Source organism: Corallococcus sp. AB045 (genome assembly GCF_003668895.1).
In the GTDB taxonomy this organism is placed as follows: Bacteria; Myxococcota; Myxococcia; order Myxococcales; family Myxococcaceae; genus Corallococcus; species Corallococcus coralloides.
On record NZ_RAWN01000186.1, the window covers coordinates 1 to 17,971 of the forward strand.

Consider the following 17,971-nt stretch of genomic DNA (forward strand, 5'->3'; position numbering starts at 1 on the left):
TCCCAGCACCCCTCCGCCCCGGACGCCGTCCAATCCCGGCACCCAGCCCCGGGCGGCCACCAGCCCCGGCATGCGCGCCATGAGCGCCGCCCGCGCGGCCCCGCTGGAGAAGCCGAAGCCGGAAGGCCCGCTGGGCAAGCGCGTCGCCGCGGAGACGTCCAACGTCCTCCTCAACGCATTCTCCATCCTGAAGGAGCAGTTCGCGGACTTCCGCGCGAGCGACCGCTTCTTCAAGTACAAGGCCGGCATCGTCGCGAGCTGGCTCGTCCTGTCCGTCGCCAGCCTCGGCATCGCGTGCCCGGGCAGCTCCGTGGACACGGGTGACATGGACGCGCGCCTGGTGCTCAGTGACAAGCTGGACCGGCCCTCCGTCACCATCTGGAATGAGAGCCAGGACGTCTGGCGCGACGTCATCATCACCGTGAACAACGAGTACAAGGCGGTGGTGTCGGAGGTGCAGCCCGGCAACTTCGTCACCATCACGCCCAAGCAGCTCCTGGGGAAGACCGGCGGCTCCGCGCCCGCGGACCTGCGCTTCCAGGCGCTGACGATGAAGAGCGCGGACGACAAGGCCGACCTCACGCCTTCCCTCCAGGAGGAGTGGAAGCGCATCCTCTCGCCGAAGAAGTAGCCCGCCGCGAGCGGCCCTCCAGACGCCGGAAACACGAAGGGCGCCCTCCTGAAGCAGGAAGGCGCCCTCGGTGTTTCTTCAGCCCGGCCAGGCCTCACTCACGTGAGACCCGGGCACGGGGAACGGCTCAACCCTCGGTCTTCGCCTCGGCGGGAGCCTCGGTCGTCTCAGCGGCGGCCGGGGCCTTCGCGGGACGGTCCACCAGCTCGATGAGGGCCATCTCCGCGGCATCGCCCCGGCGGAAGCCCAGGCGCACGATGCGGGTGTAGCCACCCGGACGGGAGGCGTAACGCTCCTTGTACTCGCTGAACACCTTCTGGAGGACCGTGCGGTCCTTCACGGTGCGGGCGGCAAGGCGCACGTTGGACAGGCCACCGCGCTTGGCGAGCGTGATGATGCGCTCGGCCAGCGGACGGACTTCCTTCGCCTTGGGAACGGTGGTGCGGATGGCCCCGTGCTCCAGCAGGGACGTGACCATGTTGTTCAGCATCGCGAGACGGTGGCTCGTGGTGCGGTGCAGCTTCCTTTGTCCGACCTTGTGGCGCATGCGCGTGCTCCGGGGCCTCTTCTTGAGAACCCCACCACTCCGGCCGTATCAGGTACCGGGTGGGAAGGACGGCCCCGACACCGGGGGCCGCCGTTGAATCGGACCCTGTGTACCAGGGCCCCCTGCCTTCGCGCCAGCGTGAAGCCGTGTCGGTGGGAAGCCAAGGCAGGTGCTGCAGGAAACGACGACGCTCAGGCCTTGGGGGCCGCGGGAGCCGGCGCGTTCTTCGGCGGCCAGTTCTCCAGCTTCATGCCCAGCGACAGACCCATCTCCGCGAGGATCTCCTTGATCTCCTTCAAGGACTTGCGGCCGAAGTTCTTCGTCTTGAGCATCTCCGCCTCGGTGCGCTGGACCAGGTCACCGATGGACTTGATGTTCGCCTGCTGCAGGCAGTTGGCCGAACGCACCGACAGCTCCAGCTCGTCCACCGAGCGGAACAGGTTCTCGTTGAGCTTGGCCTCTTCCTTCGGCGCCTCGGCGACGACCGGCTCCTCGGTCTCGTCGAAGTTCACGAAGACCGTGAGCTGCTCCTTGATGATCTTCGCCGCGTACGCGACCGCGTCCTGCGGGACCACGGAGCCGTCCGTCCAGACCTCGAGCGACAGCTTGTCGAAGTCCGTGACCTGGCCAACGCGCGCGTTGGTGACCTGGTAGTTCACCTTGCGGATGGGCGAGAAGAGCGAGTCGATGGGGATGGTCCCGATGGGCGCGCCCGGCACCTTGTTGGTGGACGCCGGCACGTAGCCCCGGCCGCGGCGGCACATCAGCTCCATGTGCACCTTGCCACCCTCGGACACCGTGCAGATGTGGTGACCCGGGTTCAGGATTTCGACGTCCTGGTCCGCGATGAGGTCGCCCGCCTTCACTTCCTTGGGGCCTTCCACCTCGATGCGCAGCGTCTTCGTCTCGTTCGTGTGCATCCGGAGGAGGACCTCCTTCAGGTTCAACACGACGTCCGTGACGTCCTCGGCCACCTCGGGGATGGTCGTGAACTCGTGGTCCACGCCTTCAATCTTCACGGAGGTGATGGCCGCGCCCTGCAGCGACGACAGCAGCACCCGCCGCAGCGAGTTGCCCAGCGTCGTCCCGAAGCCGCGCTCCAGCGGCTCCGCCACGAACTTGCCGTACGTGGGGCTCAGCGAGTCCTGGTCCACTTCCATGCGGCGCGGCTTGATGAGGTCGCGCCAGTTCTTCGCAACAAACGTGTCGGCCATGGGGACTGCTCCTCTGGTCGTGCGCCATCACCCACTTCCCCGTCAGGGTGACGGGAGGACGGGCACGCGGGGGGGACTGCTTAACAACCTCGCCCGGCGCGCACAGAACGCGCCCTCCAGGCGACGAAACGACAGGTGACAAAGCGACAACGCCCCGGCCTTGATGGCCAGGGCGTCCACAGCGGGAGGGGCCCACCGGAAGCGGGCCCGGCATCCCTGCTTACTTCGAGTACAGTTCGACGATGAGCTGCTCCTGGATGGGCATGGTCAGGTCCTCGCGGTTCGGGACCGTCTTGACCGTGCCCTTGAACGACTTCTTGTCCAGGTCAATCCACTGCGGAACGCCACGGCGGTCCACCGTCTCCAGCGCCTCGGAGATGCGGAGCACCTTGCGGCTCTTCTCCAGCACTTCCACGGCACTGCCCGGCTTCACGGAGAACGACGGGATGTTCACCCGGCGGCCGTTGACCTGGAAGTGACCGTGACGCACCAGCTGGCGCGCCTCGTTACGCGTGTCCGCGAAGCCCATGCGGAACACCACGTTGTCCAGGCGGAGCTCCAGCTGCTGCAGCAGGTTCTCACCCGTCTTGCCCTTGGCCGCGGACGCGCGGTGGTAGTACCCGCGGAACTGGTTCTCGAGCAGGCCGTACATGCGCTTGACCTTCTGCTTCTCGCGCAGCTGCACGCCGTAGCCGGAGAACTTCACGCGGCCCTGGCCGTGCTGACCGGGGGGATAGGGGCGGCGCTCGATGGCGCACTTGTCCGTGTAGCAACGGTCGCCCTTGAGGTACATCTTCAGGTTCTCGCGCCGGCAGATACGGCAGGCGCTCGCGGTATAACGAGCCACGGAAACTCTCCTTGCAGATGGTCTGGAGCCGGGCCCGCCGCGAGGCGGGTCCCCGGCCCGAAGCGGTAATTAGACGCGGCGGCGCTTGGGCTGACGGCAGCCGTTGTGCGGGATGGGCGTCACGTCGCGGATGAGGCTGATCTTCAGGCCGGCGGCGGCCAGCGCGCGCAGCGCCGACTCACGGCCCGCGCCCGGGCCCTTCACGAACACCGTCACGGTCTTCAGGCCGTGCTCCATCGCCTTCGCCGCGGCGTCGCCAGCGGCCACCTGCGCCGCGAACGGCGTGGACTTGCGGCTGCCCTTGAAGCCGCGCGCCCCGGCCGACGACCAGGAGATCACGTTCCCGGACACGTCCGTGATCGTGATGATGGTGTTGTTGAACGTGGACTGGATGTGGACCACGCCGTTGAGGATGTTCTTCTTACCCTTGCGCTTGCTCTTCTTCGCCGCAGGGGTCTCGCCACCCTCGGCACCGGCCGGCGCGGCGGCGGTATTGATCTCGTCAGCCATGTGAATCGCTGCTCCTGGGAGTAGGTGATCAACGCCCGCGCCTCACACGAAGCGAGGCAGCGGGCGCCAGAGGGTTTAGCGGGCCGGAGCGGCCGGCTTCGCGCGAACGATGCCGCGCTTGGGACCCTTGCGGGTGCGCGCGTTGGTGTGGGTGCGCTGGCCGCGGACCGGAAGACCCTTGCGGTGACGCAGACCCCGGTAGCAACCCAGGTCCATCAGCCGCTTGATGTTCATGGTCACCTCGCGCCGGAGGTCACCCTCGACCTTGTAGTTGGCCTCGATGATCTCGCGGATCTTTCGAGCCTGGTCCTCGGTGAGGTCCTTGGTCCGGGTGGTGAGATCGATGCCCGCCGCCTCGATGATGTCGTGCGCGGTCTTGTTACCGATCCCGTAGATGTACTGAAGCGAGATCACCGCACGCTTGTTGGGCGGCAGATCGATGCCGGCGATACGAGCCATCTTCGGTCTTCCTTCGTTGTGGAGTTGGTCTGAGGCAAGAGTCCCTGGGGACTCTTAGCCCTGGCGCTGCTTGTGCCGGGGGTTGGAGGCGCAAATGATGCGCACGATGCCCTTGCGGCGAACGACCTTGCACTTGTCGCAGATCTTCTTGACGGACGCCCGAACCTTCATGGAGCGAACTTCCTTCCTTCAGCGGTGAAAAGCACAACAGCCGGTCCGCACAGGCGGCCGGCACGAATTACTTGGCCCGGTACGTGATCCGTCCACGGGTCAGGTCATACGGCGACAACTCGACCTTCACCTTGTCGCCCGGGAGGATACGGATGAAGTGCATCCGCATCTTGCCCGAGATGTGCGCGAGCACCTTGTGGCCGTTGTCCAGCACCACGCGGAACATCGCGTTCGGTAGGGGTTCCATAACGGTCCCCTCGACTTCGATGGAATCATCCTTCGGCAAGCGTCAACCTTCTTCCCGGACCACGAACCTTCTGGAAGCGCGGCGGGATAACACTTTGGTCCGTAAGTAGCAAGCGCCGCGCGATCTGAAATCTGGACCTCTATCAACAGCTTCTGACATCACCCTATTTCACCCGGGGTCCAGGGGCCATCATCGACGCCGGGTCAGCACTTCCGGCCCCCGCTCCGAGATCAGGATGGTGTGCTCGAAGTGGGCGGACAACCTGCCGTCCACGGTGACGGCCGTCCACTCGTCCTCCAGGACCTCCACGTCGGGCGTCCCCTGGTTCACCATCGGTTCCACCGCCAGGACCATGCCTGGCCGCAGCTTCATCCCTGACCCCGCCTGCCCATAGTTGGGCACCTGCGGCGGCTCGTGCAGCTTCCGGCCAATCCCGTGCCCCGTGAAATCCCGGACCACGGAAAACCCCCGCGCCTCCACGTGACTCTGCACCGCGTGGCCAATGTCGCCAAGCCGGTTGCCCGGCTGCATCACCTGGATGGCCTTCTCCAGGGACTGCCGGGTGGCGTCCACCAGGGCCTGGGCCTCTGGCGCCACCTTCCCCACCGGCACCGTGCGCGCCGAGTCCCCGAAGAAGCCCCGGTAGACCACCCCGAAGTCCAGCTTCATCAGGTCCCCGGCCACCAACCGGCGCTTCCGGTTGGGGATGCCATGGACGACCTCCTGGTTCACGGAGGCGCAGAGAACGCCCGGAAAGCCGTGGTAGCCCTTGAACGCCGACCGGGCGCCCTTCTTGGCGATGAGCTGCTCCGCCAGGGCGTCCAGCTCCCAGGTGGAGACACCGGGGGCCACTGCCTTCTCGAGTTCGTCCAGGATCTCACAGACGATCCGTCCCGCTTCCCGCATCAGGGCGATTTCATCCGGACTCTTGAGCTCCACCGGGTTCATGCGCCCCTTTCCCTACCGGTCCGCTGCTCTGTCGGGAACCCGTGACCGATGGGGCGGCAGTCCAGACCGGCCCTGCCCTCGCCTCGCTGGCTGCCCCAGGCTCAGGCAGGACGGCCAGCGGCCTTCTTGATCTCCTCGTAGATGCCCTCCGGCGACCCGACGCCGTCGACGCTCTTGAGCACCCCCTTCTTCGCGTAGAAGTCCTTCAGGGGGGACGTCTCCGCGTCATACTTCTGCAGGCGCTTCTCGATGACCTCCGGCGTGTCATCCGGACGCTGCACGAGCTCCGTGCTGCACTTGTCGCACAGGCCCGCCCGCTTCGGCGGGCTCTGGGTGACGTGATAGACGGCCCCATCATTGGGGCACACGCGCCGGCCAGAACCACGCTCGACGAGCGTCGAGTGCGGGACCTCGAGCGACACGACCGCATTCAGCTGCTTGCCCAGCCGCTCCAGCATCCGGTCCAGCGCGTCCGCCTGTCCCGGGGTGCGGGGAAAGCCGTCGAGCACGAAGCCCTGCGCCACGTCCGGCTCCTTCAGCCGCTCCTCCACGATGCCGATGACGACATCGTCCGGGACGTACTGCCCCGCGGCCATCAGCGGCCCGGCCACCTTGCCCAGGGGCGTGCCATCCTTCACGGCCTTGCGCAGGATGTCGCCGGTGGAGATCTGCGGGATCTGGAAGTCCGCGTAGAGCTTCTTCGCCTGGGTTCCCTTCCCGGCGTTCGGCGGCCCCAAGAGGATGAGGTTCATGTCGCTCCTTTGTACCAACGTCCACCCTTGAACGACGAGGCGCCCCTCCCCACCATTGGGGAGAGGCGCCCGGAACACAACCGACCTCTGTCAGGCCGCCACGCGGACCCGACCGCGGATGCGCGGACCGCGCGGACCCGCGAAGCCTTCGTAGTTGCGGCTGATGAGGTGGCCTTCGATCTGCTGCACCGTGTCCAGCGCCACGCCCACCACGATGAGGAGCGCCGTGCCGCCGAACGTGAACTGCACGCCGAGCACGCTGCTGATGACCGACGGAATCACGCAGATGATGGCCAGGTAGATGGCGCCGCCGAACGTGAGCCGATTGAGGACTCGCTCGATGAATTCCGCTGTCTGGCGACCCGGGCGGATGCCGGGGATGTAGCCGCCCTGCTTCTTGATGTTGTCCGCCACGTCATCCGGCCGGAAGGTCAGCGCCGTGTAGAAGTAGGAGAAGAACACCACCATCAGCACGAACAGGCCATTGTAGACCCAGAGGTTGCCCTCGATGCTGCGCTGGAAGCCCTGCAGGAAGGGGAACCACGCGCCCAGGGTCGCCGGGAAGGACAGCACCGCGCCGGCGAAGATGGGGGGAATCACGCCCGAGGCGTTCACCTTCATGGGGAAGTACGTCGCCTGGCCCGCGAACATGCGCCGGCCCGCCATGCGCTTGGCGTACTGGATGGGCACGCGCCGCATGCCCCGCTCCACGTAGACCACCACGCCGATGATGAGGAGCATGAAGAACAGCAGGCCCAGCACCGCGGCCATGTTCACAATCTCCTGCGTCGTCAGGTCCAGCAGCGTCTTCGCGCCGGGCAGCACGCGCGCCACGATGCCCGCGAAGATGATGAGCGAGATGCCGTTGCCGATGCCGCGCTCGGTGATGCGCTCGCCCAGCCACATGATGAAGGCCGTGCCCGCCGTGAGGCTGACCACCGTCATGAAGGTGAACCAGAGGTTGTCGTTGGGCACCACCACCTGGTTGAAGCCGCCCTGCCCCGCGTCGGAGCGGCCCAGCGAGGCCAGCCACCGCGAGATGCCCACGCCCTGCACGATGGACAGCGCGATGGTGCCGTAGCGCGTGTACTGGTTGATCTTCTGGCGGCCCGCGGCGCCTTCCTTCTGCAGGCGCTCCAGGCTGGGCACCACCACCGCCAGGAGCTGGATGATGATGGAGGCGCTCACGTACGGCATGATGCCCAGACCGAAGATGGACATCTGCTCCAGCGCGCCGCCGGAGAAGAGGTTGAACAGCGACACCAGACCGCCCGATTGTTTCTGGGCGTCCATGAACGCGTTCATCGCGGAGCGGTCCACGCCCGGCGTGTTGATGAAGATGCCAATGCGGTAGACGGACAGCAGCACGAGCGTGTACGCAAGCCGGCTGCGCAGCTCCGCGATGCGGAAGACGTTGGCGAAGGCGTTCAGGGCCACGGTAATGCCATCCTCTTCAAGAGGTTCTGCCAGCAACAACAAACGCCCCTCTCCGGTTCCGGAAAGGGGCGCGGAAGCCTACACAAGGCTGGGGGCGCGCACCACATCACCGTGATGCGCGCCGCCGGTCACGCCTACGCCCGGGGCTGGCGAGGAGCCTTGACGCCCTTGCCAGCGTGGGCCTTGGCGGCCGACTCCGGCTTGTGCGCCACCAGGGGGAGCTCCTCCACGGAGCCGCCCGCCTTCTCGATGTTCTCGCGAGCAGCCGCGGACACCTTGTTCACCTTGACGGTGAGCTTCTTGGCGAGCTCGCCGTGGGCCAGGACCTTCACGCCATCATAACGGCCCTTGACCAGGCCCGCCTGCTTCAGCGAGGCCTCGTCCACCGTGGCGCCGGCGTCGAACGTGTGCTCCAGGTCGCCCAGGTTCACCACCGCGTAGGTGGTGCGGTTGGGCGGGTTGAAGCCGAACTTCGGCAGACGCCGCTGCAGCGGGCTCTGGCCGCCTTCGAAGCCCTCGAACCGCATGTTGCCGGAGCGGGCCTTCTGGCCCTTGCCGCCGCGGCCGGCCGTCTTGCCCAGGCCGCTACCCTGGCCACGGCCCACGCGCTTCTTGCGGTGCCAGGAGCCCTCAGGGCGCTTCAGATTGGTCAGGATGCTCATGTTGGATCCTCAGTTCTCAGGCCTTGGCCTTGGCGGCCAGGCGCTCCAGGGCGCGGTCCCGGGCGACAATCTTCCGGGGCTTGCGGCGCTTGGGCGCCGGGGCCTCCTGGCTGACCGTCTCCAGGGAGACCAGGTGCTTCACCTTGAACACCATGCCGCGCACCGCCGGGGTGTCCTTCAACAGCCGCTCGTCGCCGAACTTCTTCAGACCGAGGCCCTTGATGGTGGCCAGCATGTCCTCGGAAGAACCCGAGAAGCTCTTCGTCAGCTTAACCTTGAGCGCCATGACTAGCCCCTCGCCTCGCCCGCGAGCTTCTGGGTCTCGACGTCCTTGCCACGCAGCCGCGCGACCTGCTCCGCGCTGCGCAGCAGCTTCAGGCCCGCAACAGTGGCCTTCAGCACGTTGTGAGGATTCCGCGAACCCTGGCTCTTGGTCAGGATGTTGCGGATGCCCGCCGCCTCCAGCACCGCGCGCACCGCGCCACCGGCGATGACGCCCGTACCTTCAGAGGCAGGCTTCAGGAGCACCCAGCCGGCACCGAAGTGCCCCAGGATCTCGTGCGGGATGGTGTGGCCCATGCGAGGAACGCGGAACAGGTTCTTCTTCGCGTTCTCGCCGCCCTTGCGGATGGCCTCGGGGACCTCGTTGGCCTTGCCCAGGCCCACGCCCACGTGCCCGTTGCCATCACCCACCACGACGAGCGCGGCGAACGAGAAACGGCGGCCGCCCTTTACCACCTTGGCGACGCGGTTGATGTTCACCACGCGGTCGGTCAGGTCCAGATCGTTCGGATTGATCGGAGTTGCCACTTGAGGAATTCCTTTCTGGTACCTAGAACTTCAGGCCGGCCTCGCGCGCGGCGTCAGCCACGGCGGCGATGCGCCCATGGTAAGGGAAGCCGTTGCGGTCGAACACCACCGCATCGACGTTGGCGGCCTTGCACTTCTCCGCGATGAGGGAGCCCACGCGCTTCGCGTCGGCCTTCTTGTCGCCCTCGTCCTTGCCCTTCAGCTCCTTGGACAGGGACGACGCGAACGCCAGCGTGCGGCCAGTGGAGTCGTCCACCACCTGCGCGTAGATGTGCTTGAGGCTCTTGTAGACCGACAGCCGCGGACGCTCCGTGGTTCCGGAGAGCTTCTTGCGGATGCGGTTCTTCCTCTTGAGGCGCTGCTCGACAGTCTTGGACATGGCTGCTTCCTTTTCCGTCCGGCGGCGATGCGGCCTTCCGCCGCCGGATGATTCCGCCAGGCCTCAAGGCCCGGCGGGGTTGAATGCTTGGCGAAGACGCGGCGACGACTAGGTCGTACCGGTCTTGCCCTCCTTGCGGCGGATGCGCTCCTCGGCGTACTTGATGCCCTTGCCCTTGTAGGGCTCCGGCGGACGCAGCGAGCGGATGTTCACCGCCGTGGCGCCCAGGGCTTCCTTGTCCGCCGAGCGGAGCGTCAGCCCCACCGTGGGAAGGCTGTCCTCGGTACGGGAGGTCTTGTCGACTTCCGCCGTCACGCCCTCCGGCAGGTTGAACACCACCGGGTGGGAGTAACCGAGCGAGAAGTGAATGGCCTTGCCCTTCACTTCCGCGCGGAAACCGACGCCGCGGATGTCCAGACGCTTCTCGAAGCCCGTGGACACGCCCTTCGCCGCGTTGGCGAGGATGGTCCGCGTCAGGCCGTGCAGGCTGCGGGACTCACGCGAGTCGTCCTCGCGCTGCACCGTTACCTGGCCGTCCTTGACCTCCACCTTCACCTTGGCGGGGAGCTTGACGGACAGCTTGCCCTTGGGGCCTTCGAAGTTGACCTGCTGGTTGGCGACATTGACCTTCGTCTTGTCGCCAAGCTTGATCGCCAGTTTTCCAATCCGACTCATGATTGCCTCGTGCTGTCGTCGCCCGGGGCGCGCTCCTCGCGGGGCGCTTCACCCAGGCTCCTGGCTAGTAGACCGTGCAGAGCAGCTCGCCGCCGACCTTCTGCTTCCGGGCCTCGGTGTCCACCAAGATGCCGCGCGAGGTGGAGAGGATGGAGATGCCCATGCCGCCGAGCACCGGCTGGATGTCGCGCACCGCGACGTAGCGACGCAGACCGGGCTTCGACACGCGGCGAATGCCGGTGATGGCCGGGCTGCGGTCCGGGCCGTACTTCAGCTGGACGGTGATCTCGTTCTGCGGCGCGACCTCGTGGATGGTGAAATCCCCGATGTAGCCCTCGTCCTTGAGGACCTTGACGATCTCCACCTTGAGCTTCGAGTGGGGGATGAGGACCTTGTCGTGCCGCGCACGCGAGGCGTTGCGCAGGCGGGTCAGCATGTCGCCGACGGGATCATTGACCGGCATGAATCACCTTCAAGCAAAGCAGCGGTCCCCTTGGGACACACCGCGCTCGCGGCCACCGCGCCTGCCGGGCCCATCCCGGGGGTTCGCGACGACCGCTACTTCTCTTCCACTTCAACCGGGTACCGCCCTGCCCTCTTCAGGACAGGGACGGTGCTCCGGGTCCAGCGCCTACCAGGACGACTTGGTGACGCCGGTGATTTCACCACGCAGGGCGCGGTGACGCAGGCAGATACGGCACATCTTGAACTTGCGCAGGAAGGCGCGAGGACGACCGCAGAGACCGCAGCGGTTGTACTGACGCACGGGGAACTTCAGCTTGCGCTTTGCCTGGGCAATCTTGGAGAGCTTGGCCATGATCGATGGGAGTCCTGGGCTCGGTTACTGACGGAACGGCATGCCGAAGTGACGCATCAGCGCGAGGCCCTGCTCGTCGTTCCGGGCGGTGGTGACGAAGCTGATGTTGAGCCCCTTCACCTTTTCGATCTGATCGTAGTTGATTTCCGGGAAGATGATCTGCTCGCGCACGCCGAGCGTGTAATTGCCCTTCCCGTCAAAGGCCTTGGGGGACACGCCCTTGAAGTCACGCACGCGAGGCAGCGCGACGGTGATGAGGCGGTCCATGAATTCGAACATGCGGTCGCCGCGCAGCGTGACGGCGGCACCGATGGCCTGGCCCTGGCGCAGCTTGAAGTTTGCGATGGACTTGCGCGCGCGCGTCACGACCGGCTTCTGACCGGTGATGGCAGCCAGCTGGTCCACCGCCGACTCCAGGATCTTGTTGTTGGCGAGCGCCTCGCCCAGACCCATGTTGACGACGATCTTCTCCAGCCGCGGCACTTCCATGGGGTTTCCGAGCCCCAGTTCCTTCATCAGAGCAGGAACACCCTCCGCGCGGAAGCGGTCCTTGAGGCGCGCCGAGCGGGCCTTCAGGCCCTCCTCGATGTTCGCGGCGAAGCCGACCTTCTTGGCTTCTTCTTTGCCGCGCTTCTTGCTCTTCTTTTCCTTCGAGTCGGCCTTCTTCTCGTCAGCCATCTTTCATTCCCCTGCTTCGGGGCGCCGTCATGGACCCAGCGCGTCCGATCAGTCCTGCGTCTAGAACGTGGAAACACCCAGAGGGCTCAACCATTTCAGCTCTCTGGACGTGCACGCCCACCTGCCCCACCACTAGGTGGGGCAAGGGGCGCGCATACATGCCCGAACACCGACCCCTAGTCAATCAGGGCGTCACACTGCTTGCAGAACCGCTTGGAGGACTCCCCCTCCTTGCGGATGCCGACGCGGGTCGGCTTGTCACACTTGGCGCAGACCACCTGGACGTTCGAGAGCGCGATGGTGCCCGGCTTCTCGATGATGCCGCCCTCGGGGCTCTGCGGCGTCTTGCGCATGTGGCGCTTGACCAGGCGCAGGCCCTCGACCGTCACGCGGCCCGCCTCCCGGTCAACCTTCAGCACCTTGCCGCGCTTGGTCGCCGGCGTCTTCTCCGAGCGCTCAGACCCGGAGATGACCTGGATGGTGTCACCGACTTTCAGCTTCTGCATGGCTTCCTCACTCTGGCTGTTCGCCGTCAGGCCTGCGTCCTCTTAGAGGACCTCGGGCGCCAGCGAGATGATCTTCATGAACTTGCGGGCACGCAGCTCACGGGCCACCGGCCCAAAGATGCGCGTCCCGATGGGCTCCAGGTCCTTGTTGATGAGGACCGCCGAGTTGCCGTCGAACTTGATGTAGCTGCCATCCGCACGACCCACCTCGCGACGGGTGCGGACGATGACGGCCTTGGCCACGTCACCCTTCTTCACCTTGGAGTTGGGCAGGGCCTCGCGGATCGACACGACGATGACGTCGCCGATGGAGGCGTACTTGCGCTTGGAGCCGCCGAGAACCTTGATGCAAAACACCTTCTTGGCGCCCGAGTTGTCGGCCACATCGAGCACACTCTGCATCTGAATCATGTGAAGTCTCCTCTTGCTCGAACCCGTCCACGCGCTTCATGGCGCACGGACGCGGTGTGGCCTACCTAGACGTTCTTGCTCTTCTCCAACACCTCGACCACGCGCCAACGCTTGTCCTTCGAAGCGGGCTTGGTCTCGGCGATGCGCACCCGGTCACCCTCGTTGATGGTGACCTTCTTCGGGTAGTCGTGATCCTCGACGTGCGCCTTGTACTTCTCGCGCAGGCTCATGATCTTCCCGTACTTCGGGTGGGGAGCACGACGCTGGACGGTGACAACCACCGTCTTCTGCATCTTGTTGGAGGTGACGATGCCCACGCGGGTCTTGGGACGACCCCGGGTGGAGGTCTCGGCAGCGGGCGTTTCGGTCGCTTCAGCCATGTTGGTTCTCACTGTCTGTCATGCACCCGGGCCCTCTGCCCGGATGGCCACGGACACCCGGGTGAGCCCGGATGCCCGCGGATGCACTACTGCTACTACCCCGCCTTCGCGACCCGGGCCTTCTCGCCCAGGACGGTGAGGATGCGGGCCAGATCACGGCGGTGCTGCACGCCCTCAGCGGGGCTGTCCAGCGAGCCGGTCCGACGCTTGAGCCGATCCTGGACCAGCGTGTCGCGCAGTTCCTTCGCGCGATTCTGCAGGTCGTCCGTCGACAGGTCCTTCAATTCCTTCGCAGTCGCCATCTTGGTCTCCTCGGCACGGGATGCGGGCGCCCTCCCCTGTCACCAGGTGAAGCGCCCGTCCCGGCGGTGCGTGACTACAGCGAGAGCTCGCTGCGGCGCACGATCTTGGTGAGCACCGGCAGCTTCGCCTGCGCCAGTTTCAGCGCACCGGTGGCGATCTCCTGCGTCATGCCCTCCATCTCGTAGAGCACGCGTCCCGGCTTGACGACCGCGACGTAGTACTCCACGCCACCCTTACCGGTGCCCATACGGGTTTCGGCGGGCTTCTTCGTGATGGGCTTGTCCGGGAAGATCCGGATCCAGATCTTTCCGCCGCGCTTCACGTGGCGGGTCATCGCGATACGGGCCGCCTCGATCTGGCGCGAGGTGATCCATCCCGGCTGGAGGCTCACCAGGCCGAACTCACCGTAGGTGAGGTCGCTGCCGCGGTGGGCCGAGCCGAACATGCGGCCCTTCTGCATCTTGCGGTACTTGGTTCGAGCAGGCTGAAGCATGGTCGATGTCCTTCGTGCCTCGCGTGCAGGGCGGGCTTCTTAGGGCCCGCCCCACAGGGGCGTCTTACCGGTTGGTGGGCATGGGGGCCTGGCCGCCCTTGCCGGGGAGGACCTCGCCCTTGCAGATCCAGACCTTGCAGCCAATCTTGCCGTAGGTCGTCTTGGCCTCGGCGAAGCCGAAGTCGATGTCCGCGCGGAGGGTGTGCAGGGGCACGCGGCCCTCGCGGTACCACTCGTAGCGGGCCATCTCGGCGCCACCCAGGCGGCCGGAGCAGGCCACGCGGATGCCCTTGGCCCCGAACTTCATCGCGGTCTGCAGCGCCTTCTTCATGGCGCGGCGGAAGGCGATGCGGCGCTCGAGCTGCGTGGCGATGTTCTCCGCCACGAGCTGCGCGTCGGTCTCGGCCTTGCGGACCTCGACGATGTTCAGGAAGACCTCGTTCTTGGTGAACTGCTGGAGGTCCTTCTTGACGGTCTCGATGCCCGCGCCGCGCTTGCCGATGACGATACCCGGACGCGCGGTGTGGACGTTGACCTTCACCTTGTTGGCGGCGCGCTCAATCTCCACCTTGGACACGCCCGCGTGGTTCAGCGACTTCTTGACGAACTCGCGGATGCGGATGTCTTCGTGGAGCCACTGAGCGTAGTTCTTGTGCTCAAACCACTTGGAGTCCCAGGTCTTGATGACGCCGAGCCGGAACCCAATCGGATGTACTTTCTGTCCCAAACTGAATCTCCTTGGTGCGTCCGGGCAGGGCCCGACGGGTCCTACTTCTTGGCCTCGGCCAGCACGACGTGGACGTGGGCAGACTTCTTCTGGATGGGCGTCGCGCGCCCCATGGCGCGCGGCATGAACCGGCGCTGGGTCGCGGCCTGGTCCACGGAGATGGTCTTGACGTAGAGGGTATCCACGTCGACCTGGCCCTTGGACAGGTCCGTCGCGTTGGCGACGGCGCTCTTGATGAGCTTCTCCACCGGCCGCGCGGCAGCGCGCGGGGTGAACTTCAGGATGTTCAGGGCAGCCTCGACAGGCTTGCCCCGGATGAGCGCCGCGACGAGGGAAAGCTTGCGCGGGCTCATGCGCAGGTGACGCAGATGTGCAGTCGACTCCATGGTCATCTCCTCAGGCTCTCAGGCGTAGGTACGGGCTACTTGCCCGGGGCCTTGGCGACCTTCTTCTCCGCCGAGTGCCCGCCGAAGGTGCGCGTGGGAGCGAACTCGCCGAGCTTGTGGCCCACCATGTTCTCCGTCACGAACACCGGAATGAACTTCTTGCCGTTGTGCACGGCGAAGGTGTGACCCACGAACTCAGGGAGAATCGTGGAGCGCCGGGACCAGGTCTTGACGACCGCCTTCTTGTTCGCCGCGATCATCCCCTCGATCTTCTTGAGGAGGTGATCGTCGACGAACGGACCCTTCTTGATCGAACGAGCCATGTTTCAAATCCTCTTACTGGCTGCGCGCGCCCTGGCGGCGGCCGCTCACGATGAACTTGTCGGTGCGCTTGTTGGTGCGCGTGGTGAGGCCCTTGGTCTTCTTGCCCCACGGAGACACCGGGTGCGGATTACCCTGGCCGGACTTACCCTCACCACCACCGTGCGGGTGGTCGACAGGGTTCATGGCCAGACCGCGGACGGTGGGCCGGATGCCCAGCCAGCGGCTCTTACCCGCCTTACCGATGCGAATGATTTCGTGCTCGATGTTGCCCACCTGGCCGACGGTGGCACGGCACTCGATGAGTACCTTGCGCACGGCGCCGGAAGGCATGCGGACCTGAGCGTAACGGTCTTCCTTGGCCATCAACTGGCCAGAGGTACCCGCGGAGCGGATGACCTGGGCGCCACGGCCCGGCTTCAGCTCCACGTTGTGGATGACCGTACCCACCGGGATGTTCTGCAGCGGCAGGCTGTTGCCCGGCCGGATGTCGGCGGTGGAGCCGGCGAACACGGTGTCGCCCACGCTCAGGCCCACGGGGGCCAGGATGTAGCGCTTCTCACCGTCCGCGTAGTGCAGGAGGGCGATGTTGGCGGTGCGGTTCGGGTCGTACTCGACCGCGACGACCTTGGCCGGCACGCCGTCCTTGTCCCGACGCTTGAAGTCGATGACGCGGTAGCGGCGCTTGTGACCGCCACCCTGGTGGCGGCGGGTGATGTGCCCGTGGACGTTGCGGCCACCGGAGCGCTTGATGGGCTCGGTGAGCGACTTCTCCGGGGAGTCCTTGGTGATGTCCGCGAAGTCGGACACCGTCATCAGACGGCGGGCGGCGCTGGTCGGCTTGTACTTCTTGATGCCCATGGTGTGTTCCTCTCAGGCGGATCCGGACGCCAATGGCGTCAGACCGCTCCCCCTTCGAAGAGTTCGATCTTGTCCCCTTCCTTCAGGGTGACGACCGCCTTCTTGAAGTTGGGGCGCTGGCCGATGCTCTTGCCCACCCGCTTCGTCTTGCCACGCACGATGTTGGTGCGAACAGCTTCCACCGTGACCTTGAACAGGGACTGGACCGCGCGAGACACGTCGTGCTTCGTGGCCTTGCGGTCCACGATGAACGAGTACTGGCGGAACTTCTCCCGGGCCTTGTCCAGCTTCTCCGTGATGAGCGGGCCCTTGATGACGTCGTTCAGATTCATGACAGGGACCCCTCGAGCGCCTTCGCGGCGGCGGAAGTCAGGACGATGTGCGAGTGCTTGAGCACGGACTCGAGGTTGAGACCCTCGGGCGGCAGCACGTCGAACTTCGCCAGGTTGCGCACGCTGCGGTGCAGGTTGGTGTTGCCGCGCTCGTCGATGACCAGCGCGTTCTGGAGCTTCATGCGGCGGGTGAGCACCTCGAAGGCCTGCTTCGACTTCGGGGCGTCCAGCTTGAAGCCGTCCAGGATGATGAGCTGCTTCTCCCGGGCGCGCAGGGACAGCACGGCGCGCAGGGCACCGCGGCGGACCTTGCGGGGCGGCCGGTAGAAGTAGTCGCGGGCCTTGGGGGCCATCGCCTTGCCGCCGCCCACCCAGTGGGAAGCGCGGATCGAGCCCTGACGGGCGCGGCCGGTGCCCTTCTGCTTCCAGGGCTTCTTGCCGCCGCCGCTGACGAGCGAGGTGTTCTTCACCCCGACCGTGCCGCGGCGCCGGTTGATCTGCTGCATCTTCGCCACCTCGTAGAACAGGTGGGTGTTCGGCTCGGCGCCGAAGATCTCGTCGGAGAGCTCGATCTCCGACACCTTCTTCAAATCCAGGTCGACTACGTCAAACTTCGCCATGGCACTTTCCTCGGGGGTCAGAGTGAAACCACTCCGACGCCATCCCGCTTCCTAGGACTTGATCTCGACGTCAACGCCGGCAGACAGATCCAGCTTCATCAGCGCGTCCAGCGTCTGCTGGGTCGGCTCGAGGATATCGAGCAGGCGCTTGTGCGTGCGGATCTCAAACTGCTCGCGGCTCTTCTTGTCCACGTGCGGCGAACGCAACACGGTGAACTTGTTGATGCGCGTCGGCAGGGGGATCGGACCGGCCACCTTGGCGCCCGTGCGCTTGGCCGTCTCGACGATCTCCCCAGCACTCTGGTCCAGGAGCTTCGAGTCGTACGCCTTCAGCCGGATGCGGATCTTCTGTGTCGCCATTCGCAAGAACCTCTTTGAACGACCTCTGGGAACCGTGAGGCGGTACGCCCGTCAACGCCTGGATTTCAGAGAACCGTTTCTTCGGAACGAAGGGGCGCGGTGTGTACCACCACACCCCATGGGTTGCAACTGGATTTCCACCGGCTCTCCGGAACGGCCCTCAAGGGACCTACCGGAGAGCTGGCAGCCTGAGTACTACGCGATGATTTCCGCCACGACGCCCGCGCCCACCGTGCGGCCGCCTTCACGAACCGCGAACCGCAGCTCCTTCTCCATCGCGACCGGGGTGATGAGCTCCACCTCGATGGCGATGTTGTCGCCCGGCATGACCATCTCGACGTTGTCCGGCAGCTTCACCGAGCCCGTCACGTCCGTGGTGCGGAAGTAGAACTGCGGACGGTACCCCTTGAAGAACGGGGTGTGGCGGCCGCCCTCTTCCTTCGACAGCACGTAAATCTGCGCCTTGAACTTCGTGTGCGGCGTGATG

General features: G+C 65.8%; 31 protein-coding genes and 1 pseudogene. 1 reads left to right on the forward strand and 31 read right to left on the reverse strand.

Going from position 1 to position 17,971, the window contains the following annotated elements; all coding sequences use genetic code 11:
• A partial coding sequence (locus tag D7Y21_RS32280) for a hypothetical protein (protein ID WP_233612362.1) occupies positions 1-631 on the forward strand: 631 nt, incomplete at its 5' end.
• A gap of 127 nt (positions 632-758) precedes the next feature.
• On the opposite strand, the gene rplQ is transcribed toward D7Y21_RS32280, so the two are convergent.
• From rplQ to tuf, 31 genes and pseudogenes are all read right to left on the reverse strand, one after another.
• On the reverse strand, positions 759-1,178 hold the full coding sequence (rplQ, locus tag D7Y21_RS32285; protein WP_120567144.1) for a 50S ribosomal protein L17: 420 nt from the start codon (positions 1,176-1,178) through the stop codon (positions 759-761).
• Positions 1,179-1,369: 191 nt separating this feature from the next.
• Positions 1,370-2,392 carry a DNA-directed RNA polymerase subunit alpha gene (locus D7Y21_RS32290; protein WP_121717717.1) on the reverse strand — a complete coding sequence of 341 codons (1,023 nt, stop codon included), beginning with the start codon at positions 2,390-2,392 and terminating at the stop codon, positions 1,370-1,372.
• Positions 2,393-2,612: 220 nt separating this feature from the next.
• Positions 2,613-3,239 (reverse strand): 30S ribosomal protein S4, encoded by a 627-nt coding sequence (rpsD, locus tag D7Y21_RS32295; protein WP_120567146.1) that lies wholly within the window; start codon positions 3,237-3,239, stop codon positions 2,613-2,615.
• A gap of 69 nt (positions 3,240-3,308) precedes the next feature.
• Complete coding sequence (gene rpsK / locus D7Y21_RS32300) at positions 3,309-3,749, reverse strand: 30S ribosomal protein S11 (RefSeq protein ID WP_014395884.1); 441 nt, start codon at positions 3,747-3,749, stop codon at positions 3,309-3,311.
• Positions 3,750-3,824: 75 nt separating this feature from the next.
• Positions 3,825-4,208: a 30S ribosomal protein S13 gene (gene rpsM, locus D7Y21_RS32305; RefSeq protein WP_014395883.1), complete on the reverse strand. Its 384-nt coding sequence runs from the start codon at positions 4,206-4,208 to the stop codon at positions 3,825-3,827.
• Positions 4,209-4,262: 54 nt separating this feature from the next.
• The gene (rpmJ, locus tag D7Y21_RS32310) at positions 4,263-4,379 is read right to left on the reverse strand and encodes a 50S ribosomal protein L36 (protein ID WP_043321360.1); all 117 of its coding nucleotides are present in this window, start codon (positions 4,377-4,379) and stop codon (positions 4,263-4,265) included.
• Between the two features lie 67 nt (positions 4,380-4,446).
• Positions 4,447-4,665 (reverse strand): translation initiation factor IF-1, encoded by a 219-nt coding sequence (gene infA, locus D7Y21_RS32315; protein ID WP_002614803.1) that lies wholly within the window; start codon positions 4,663-4,665, stop codon positions 4,447-4,449.
• Between the two features lie 150 nt (positions 4,666-4,815).
• Positions 4,816-5,574 carry a type I methionyl aminopeptidase gene (map, locus tag D7Y21_RS32320; RefSeq protein ID WP_120567147.1) on the reverse strand — a complete coding sequence of 253 codons (759 nt, stop codon included), beginning with the start codon at positions 5,572-5,574 and terminating at the stop codon, positions 4,816-4,818.
• 101 nt (positions 5,575-5,675) lie between these two features.
• On the reverse strand, positions 5,676-6,326 hold the full coding sequence (locus D7Y21_RS32325; RefSeq protein ID WP_120567148.1) for an adenylate kinase: 651 nt from the start codon (positions 6,324-6,326) through the stop codon (positions 5,676-5,678).
• Positions 6,327-6,416: 90 nt separating this feature from the next.
• Positions 6,417-7,763 (reverse strand): preprotein translocase subunit SecY, encoded by a 1,347-nt coding sequence (gene secY, locus D7Y21_RS32330; protein WP_120567149.1) that lies wholly within the window; start codon positions 7,761-7,763, stop codon positions 6,417-6,419.
• A gap of 134 nt (positions 7,764-7,897) precedes the next feature.
• Positions 7,898-8,425: a 50S ribosomal protein L15 gene (gene rplO, locus D7Y21_RS32335; RefSeq protein ID WP_120567150.1), complete on the reverse strand. Its 528-nt coding sequence runs from the start codon at positions 8,423-8,425 to the stop codon at positions 7,898-7,900.
• 16 nt (positions 8,426-8,441) lie between these two features.
• Positions 8,442-8,711: a 50S ribosomal protein L30 gene (rpmD, locus tag D7Y21_RS32340; RefSeq protein WP_120532358.1), complete on the reverse strand. Its 270-nt coding sequence runs from the start codon at positions 8,709-8,711 to the stop codon at positions 8,442-8,444.
• Between the two features lie 2 nt (positions 8,712-8,713).
• Positions 8,714-9,235 carry a 30S ribosomal protein S5 gene (gene rpsE, locus D7Y21_RS32345; RefSeq protein WP_014395877.1) on the reverse strand — a complete coding sequence of 174 codons (522 nt, stop codon included), beginning with the start codon at positions 9,233-9,235 and terminating at the stop codon, positions 8,714-8,716.
• A gap of 22 nt (positions 9,236-9,257) precedes the next feature.
• Complete coding sequence (gene rplR / locus D7Y21_RS32350) at positions 9,258-9,614, reverse strand: 50S ribosomal protein L18 (RefSeq protein ID WP_120567151.1); 357 nt, start codon at positions 9,612-9,614, stop codon at positions 9,258-9,260.
• Positions 9,615-9,722: 108 nt separating this feature from the next.
• Complete coding sequence (gene rplF, locus D7Y21_RS32355) at positions 9,723-10,289, reverse strand: 50S ribosomal protein L6 (RefSeq protein WP_120567152.1); 567 nt, start codon at positions 10,287-10,289, stop codon at positions 9,723-9,725.
• A gap of 64 nt (positions 10,290-10,353) precedes the next feature.
• Positions 10,354-10,752 (reverse strand): 30S ribosomal protein S8, encoded by a 399-nt coding sequence (rpsH, locus tag D7Y21_RS32360; RefSeq protein ID WP_120567153.1) that lies wholly within the window; start codon positions 10,750-10,752, stop codon positions 10,354-10,356.
• A gap of 168 nt (positions 10,753-10,920) precedes the next feature.
• Entirely contained in the window at positions 10,921-11,106 is a 186-nt protein-coding gene (locus D7Y21_RS32365) for a type Z 30S ribosomal protein S14 (RefSeq protein ID WP_014395873.1), read from the reverse strand.
• A gap of 24 nt (positions 11,107-11,130) precedes the next feature.
• A complete protein-coding gene (gene rplE / locus D7Y21_RS32370; RefSeq protein ID WP_014395872.1) occupies positions 11,131-11,784 on the reverse strand; it encodes a 50S ribosomal protein L5 in 654 nt (217 codons plus the stop codon).
• A 176-nt stretch (positions 11,785-11,960) separates the two neighbouring features.
• Positions 11,961-12,290, reverse strand: coding sequence for a 50S ribosomal protein L24 (gene rplX, locus D7Y21_RS32375; RefSeq protein ID WP_120523543.1), 330 nt, complete (start codon positions 12,288-12,290; stop codon positions 11,961-11,963).
• A gap of 42 nt (positions 12,291-12,332) precedes the next feature.
• The gene (gene rplN, locus D7Y21_RS32380; RefSeq protein WP_014395870.1) at positions 12,333-12,701 is read right to left on the reverse strand and encodes a 50S ribosomal protein L14; all 369 of its coding nucleotides are present in this window, start codon (positions 12,699-12,701) and stop codon (positions 12,333-12,335) included.
• A gap of 65 nt (positions 12,702-12,766) precedes the next feature.
• Complete coding sequence (gene rpsQ, locus D7Y21_RS32385) at positions 12,767-13,093, reverse strand: 30S ribosomal protein S17 (protein WP_169821648.1); 327 nt, start codon at positions 13,091-13,093, stop codon at positions 12,767-12,769.
• 83 nt (positions 13,094-13,176) lie between these two features.
• The gene (gene rpmC / locus D7Y21_RS32390; RefSeq protein WP_121717720.1) at positions 13,177-13,383 is read right to left on the reverse strand and encodes a 50S ribosomal protein L29; all 207 of its coding nucleotides are present in this window, start codon (positions 13,381-13,383) and stop codon (positions 13,177-13,179) included.
• Between the two features lie 74 nt (positions 13,384-13,457).
• Positions 13,458-13,877, reverse strand: a complete 420-nt coding sequence (rplP, locus tag D7Y21_RS32395; RefSeq protein ID WP_014395867.1) for a 50S ribosomal protein L16 — start codon at positions 13,875-13,877, stop codon at positions 13,458-13,460.
• A gap of 64 nt (positions 13,878-13,941) precedes the next feature.
• A complete protein-coding gene (gene rpsC, locus D7Y21_RS32400; RefSeq protein WP_120523546.1) occupies positions 13,942-14,604 on the reverse strand; it encodes a 30S ribosomal protein S3 in 663 nt (220 codons plus the stop codon).
• 41 nt (positions 14,605-14,645) lie between these two features.
• Positions 14,646-14,990 (reverse strand): 50S ribosomal protein L22, encoded by a 345-nt coding sequence (gene rplV, locus D7Y21_RS32405; RefSeq protein ID WP_014395865.1) that lies wholly within the window; start codon positions 14,988-14,990, stop codon positions 14,646-14,648.
• A 35-nt stretch (positions 14,991-15,025) separates the two neighbouring features.
• Positions 15,026-15,313, reverse strand: coding sequence for a 30S ribosomal protein S19 (gene rpsS, locus D7Y21_RS32410; protein ID WP_014395864.1), 288 nt, complete (start codon positions 15,311-15,313; stop codon positions 15,026-15,028).
• Positions 15,314-15,326: 13 nt separating this feature from the next.
• Positions 15,327-16,172, reverse strand: coding sequence for a 50S ribosomal protein L2 (gene rplB, locus D7Y21_RS32415; RefSeq protein WP_121717722.1), 846 nt, complete (start codon positions 16,170-16,172; stop codon positions 15,327-15,329).
• A gap of 38 nt (positions 16,173-16,210) precedes the next feature.
• Entirely contained in the window at positions 16,211-16,504 is a 294-nt protein-coding gene (locus tag D7Y21_RS32420; RefSeq protein ID WP_120574789.1) for a 50S ribosomal protein L23, read from the reverse strand.
• Entirely contained in the window at positions 16,501-17,124 is a 624-nt protein-coding gene (gene rplD / locus D7Y21_RS32425) for a 50S ribosomal protein L4 (RefSeq protein WP_120523549.1), read from the reverse strand. Before rplD ends, D7Y21_RS32420 begins: the two co-directional genes overlap by 4 nt.
• Before the next feature lie 51 nt (positions 17,125-17,175).
• Positions 17,176-17,484: a 30S ribosomal protein S10 gene (gene rpsJ, locus D7Y21_RS32430; RefSeq protein WP_002633608.1), complete on the reverse strand. Its 309-nt coding sequence runs from the start codon at positions 17,482-17,484 to the stop codon at positions 17,176-17,178.
• A gap of 195 nt (positions 17,485-17,679) precedes the next feature.
• Positions 17,680-17,971 (reverse strand): annotated as a pseudogene (tuf, locus tag D7Y21_RS32435) (elongation factor Tu); the annotation flags it as partial.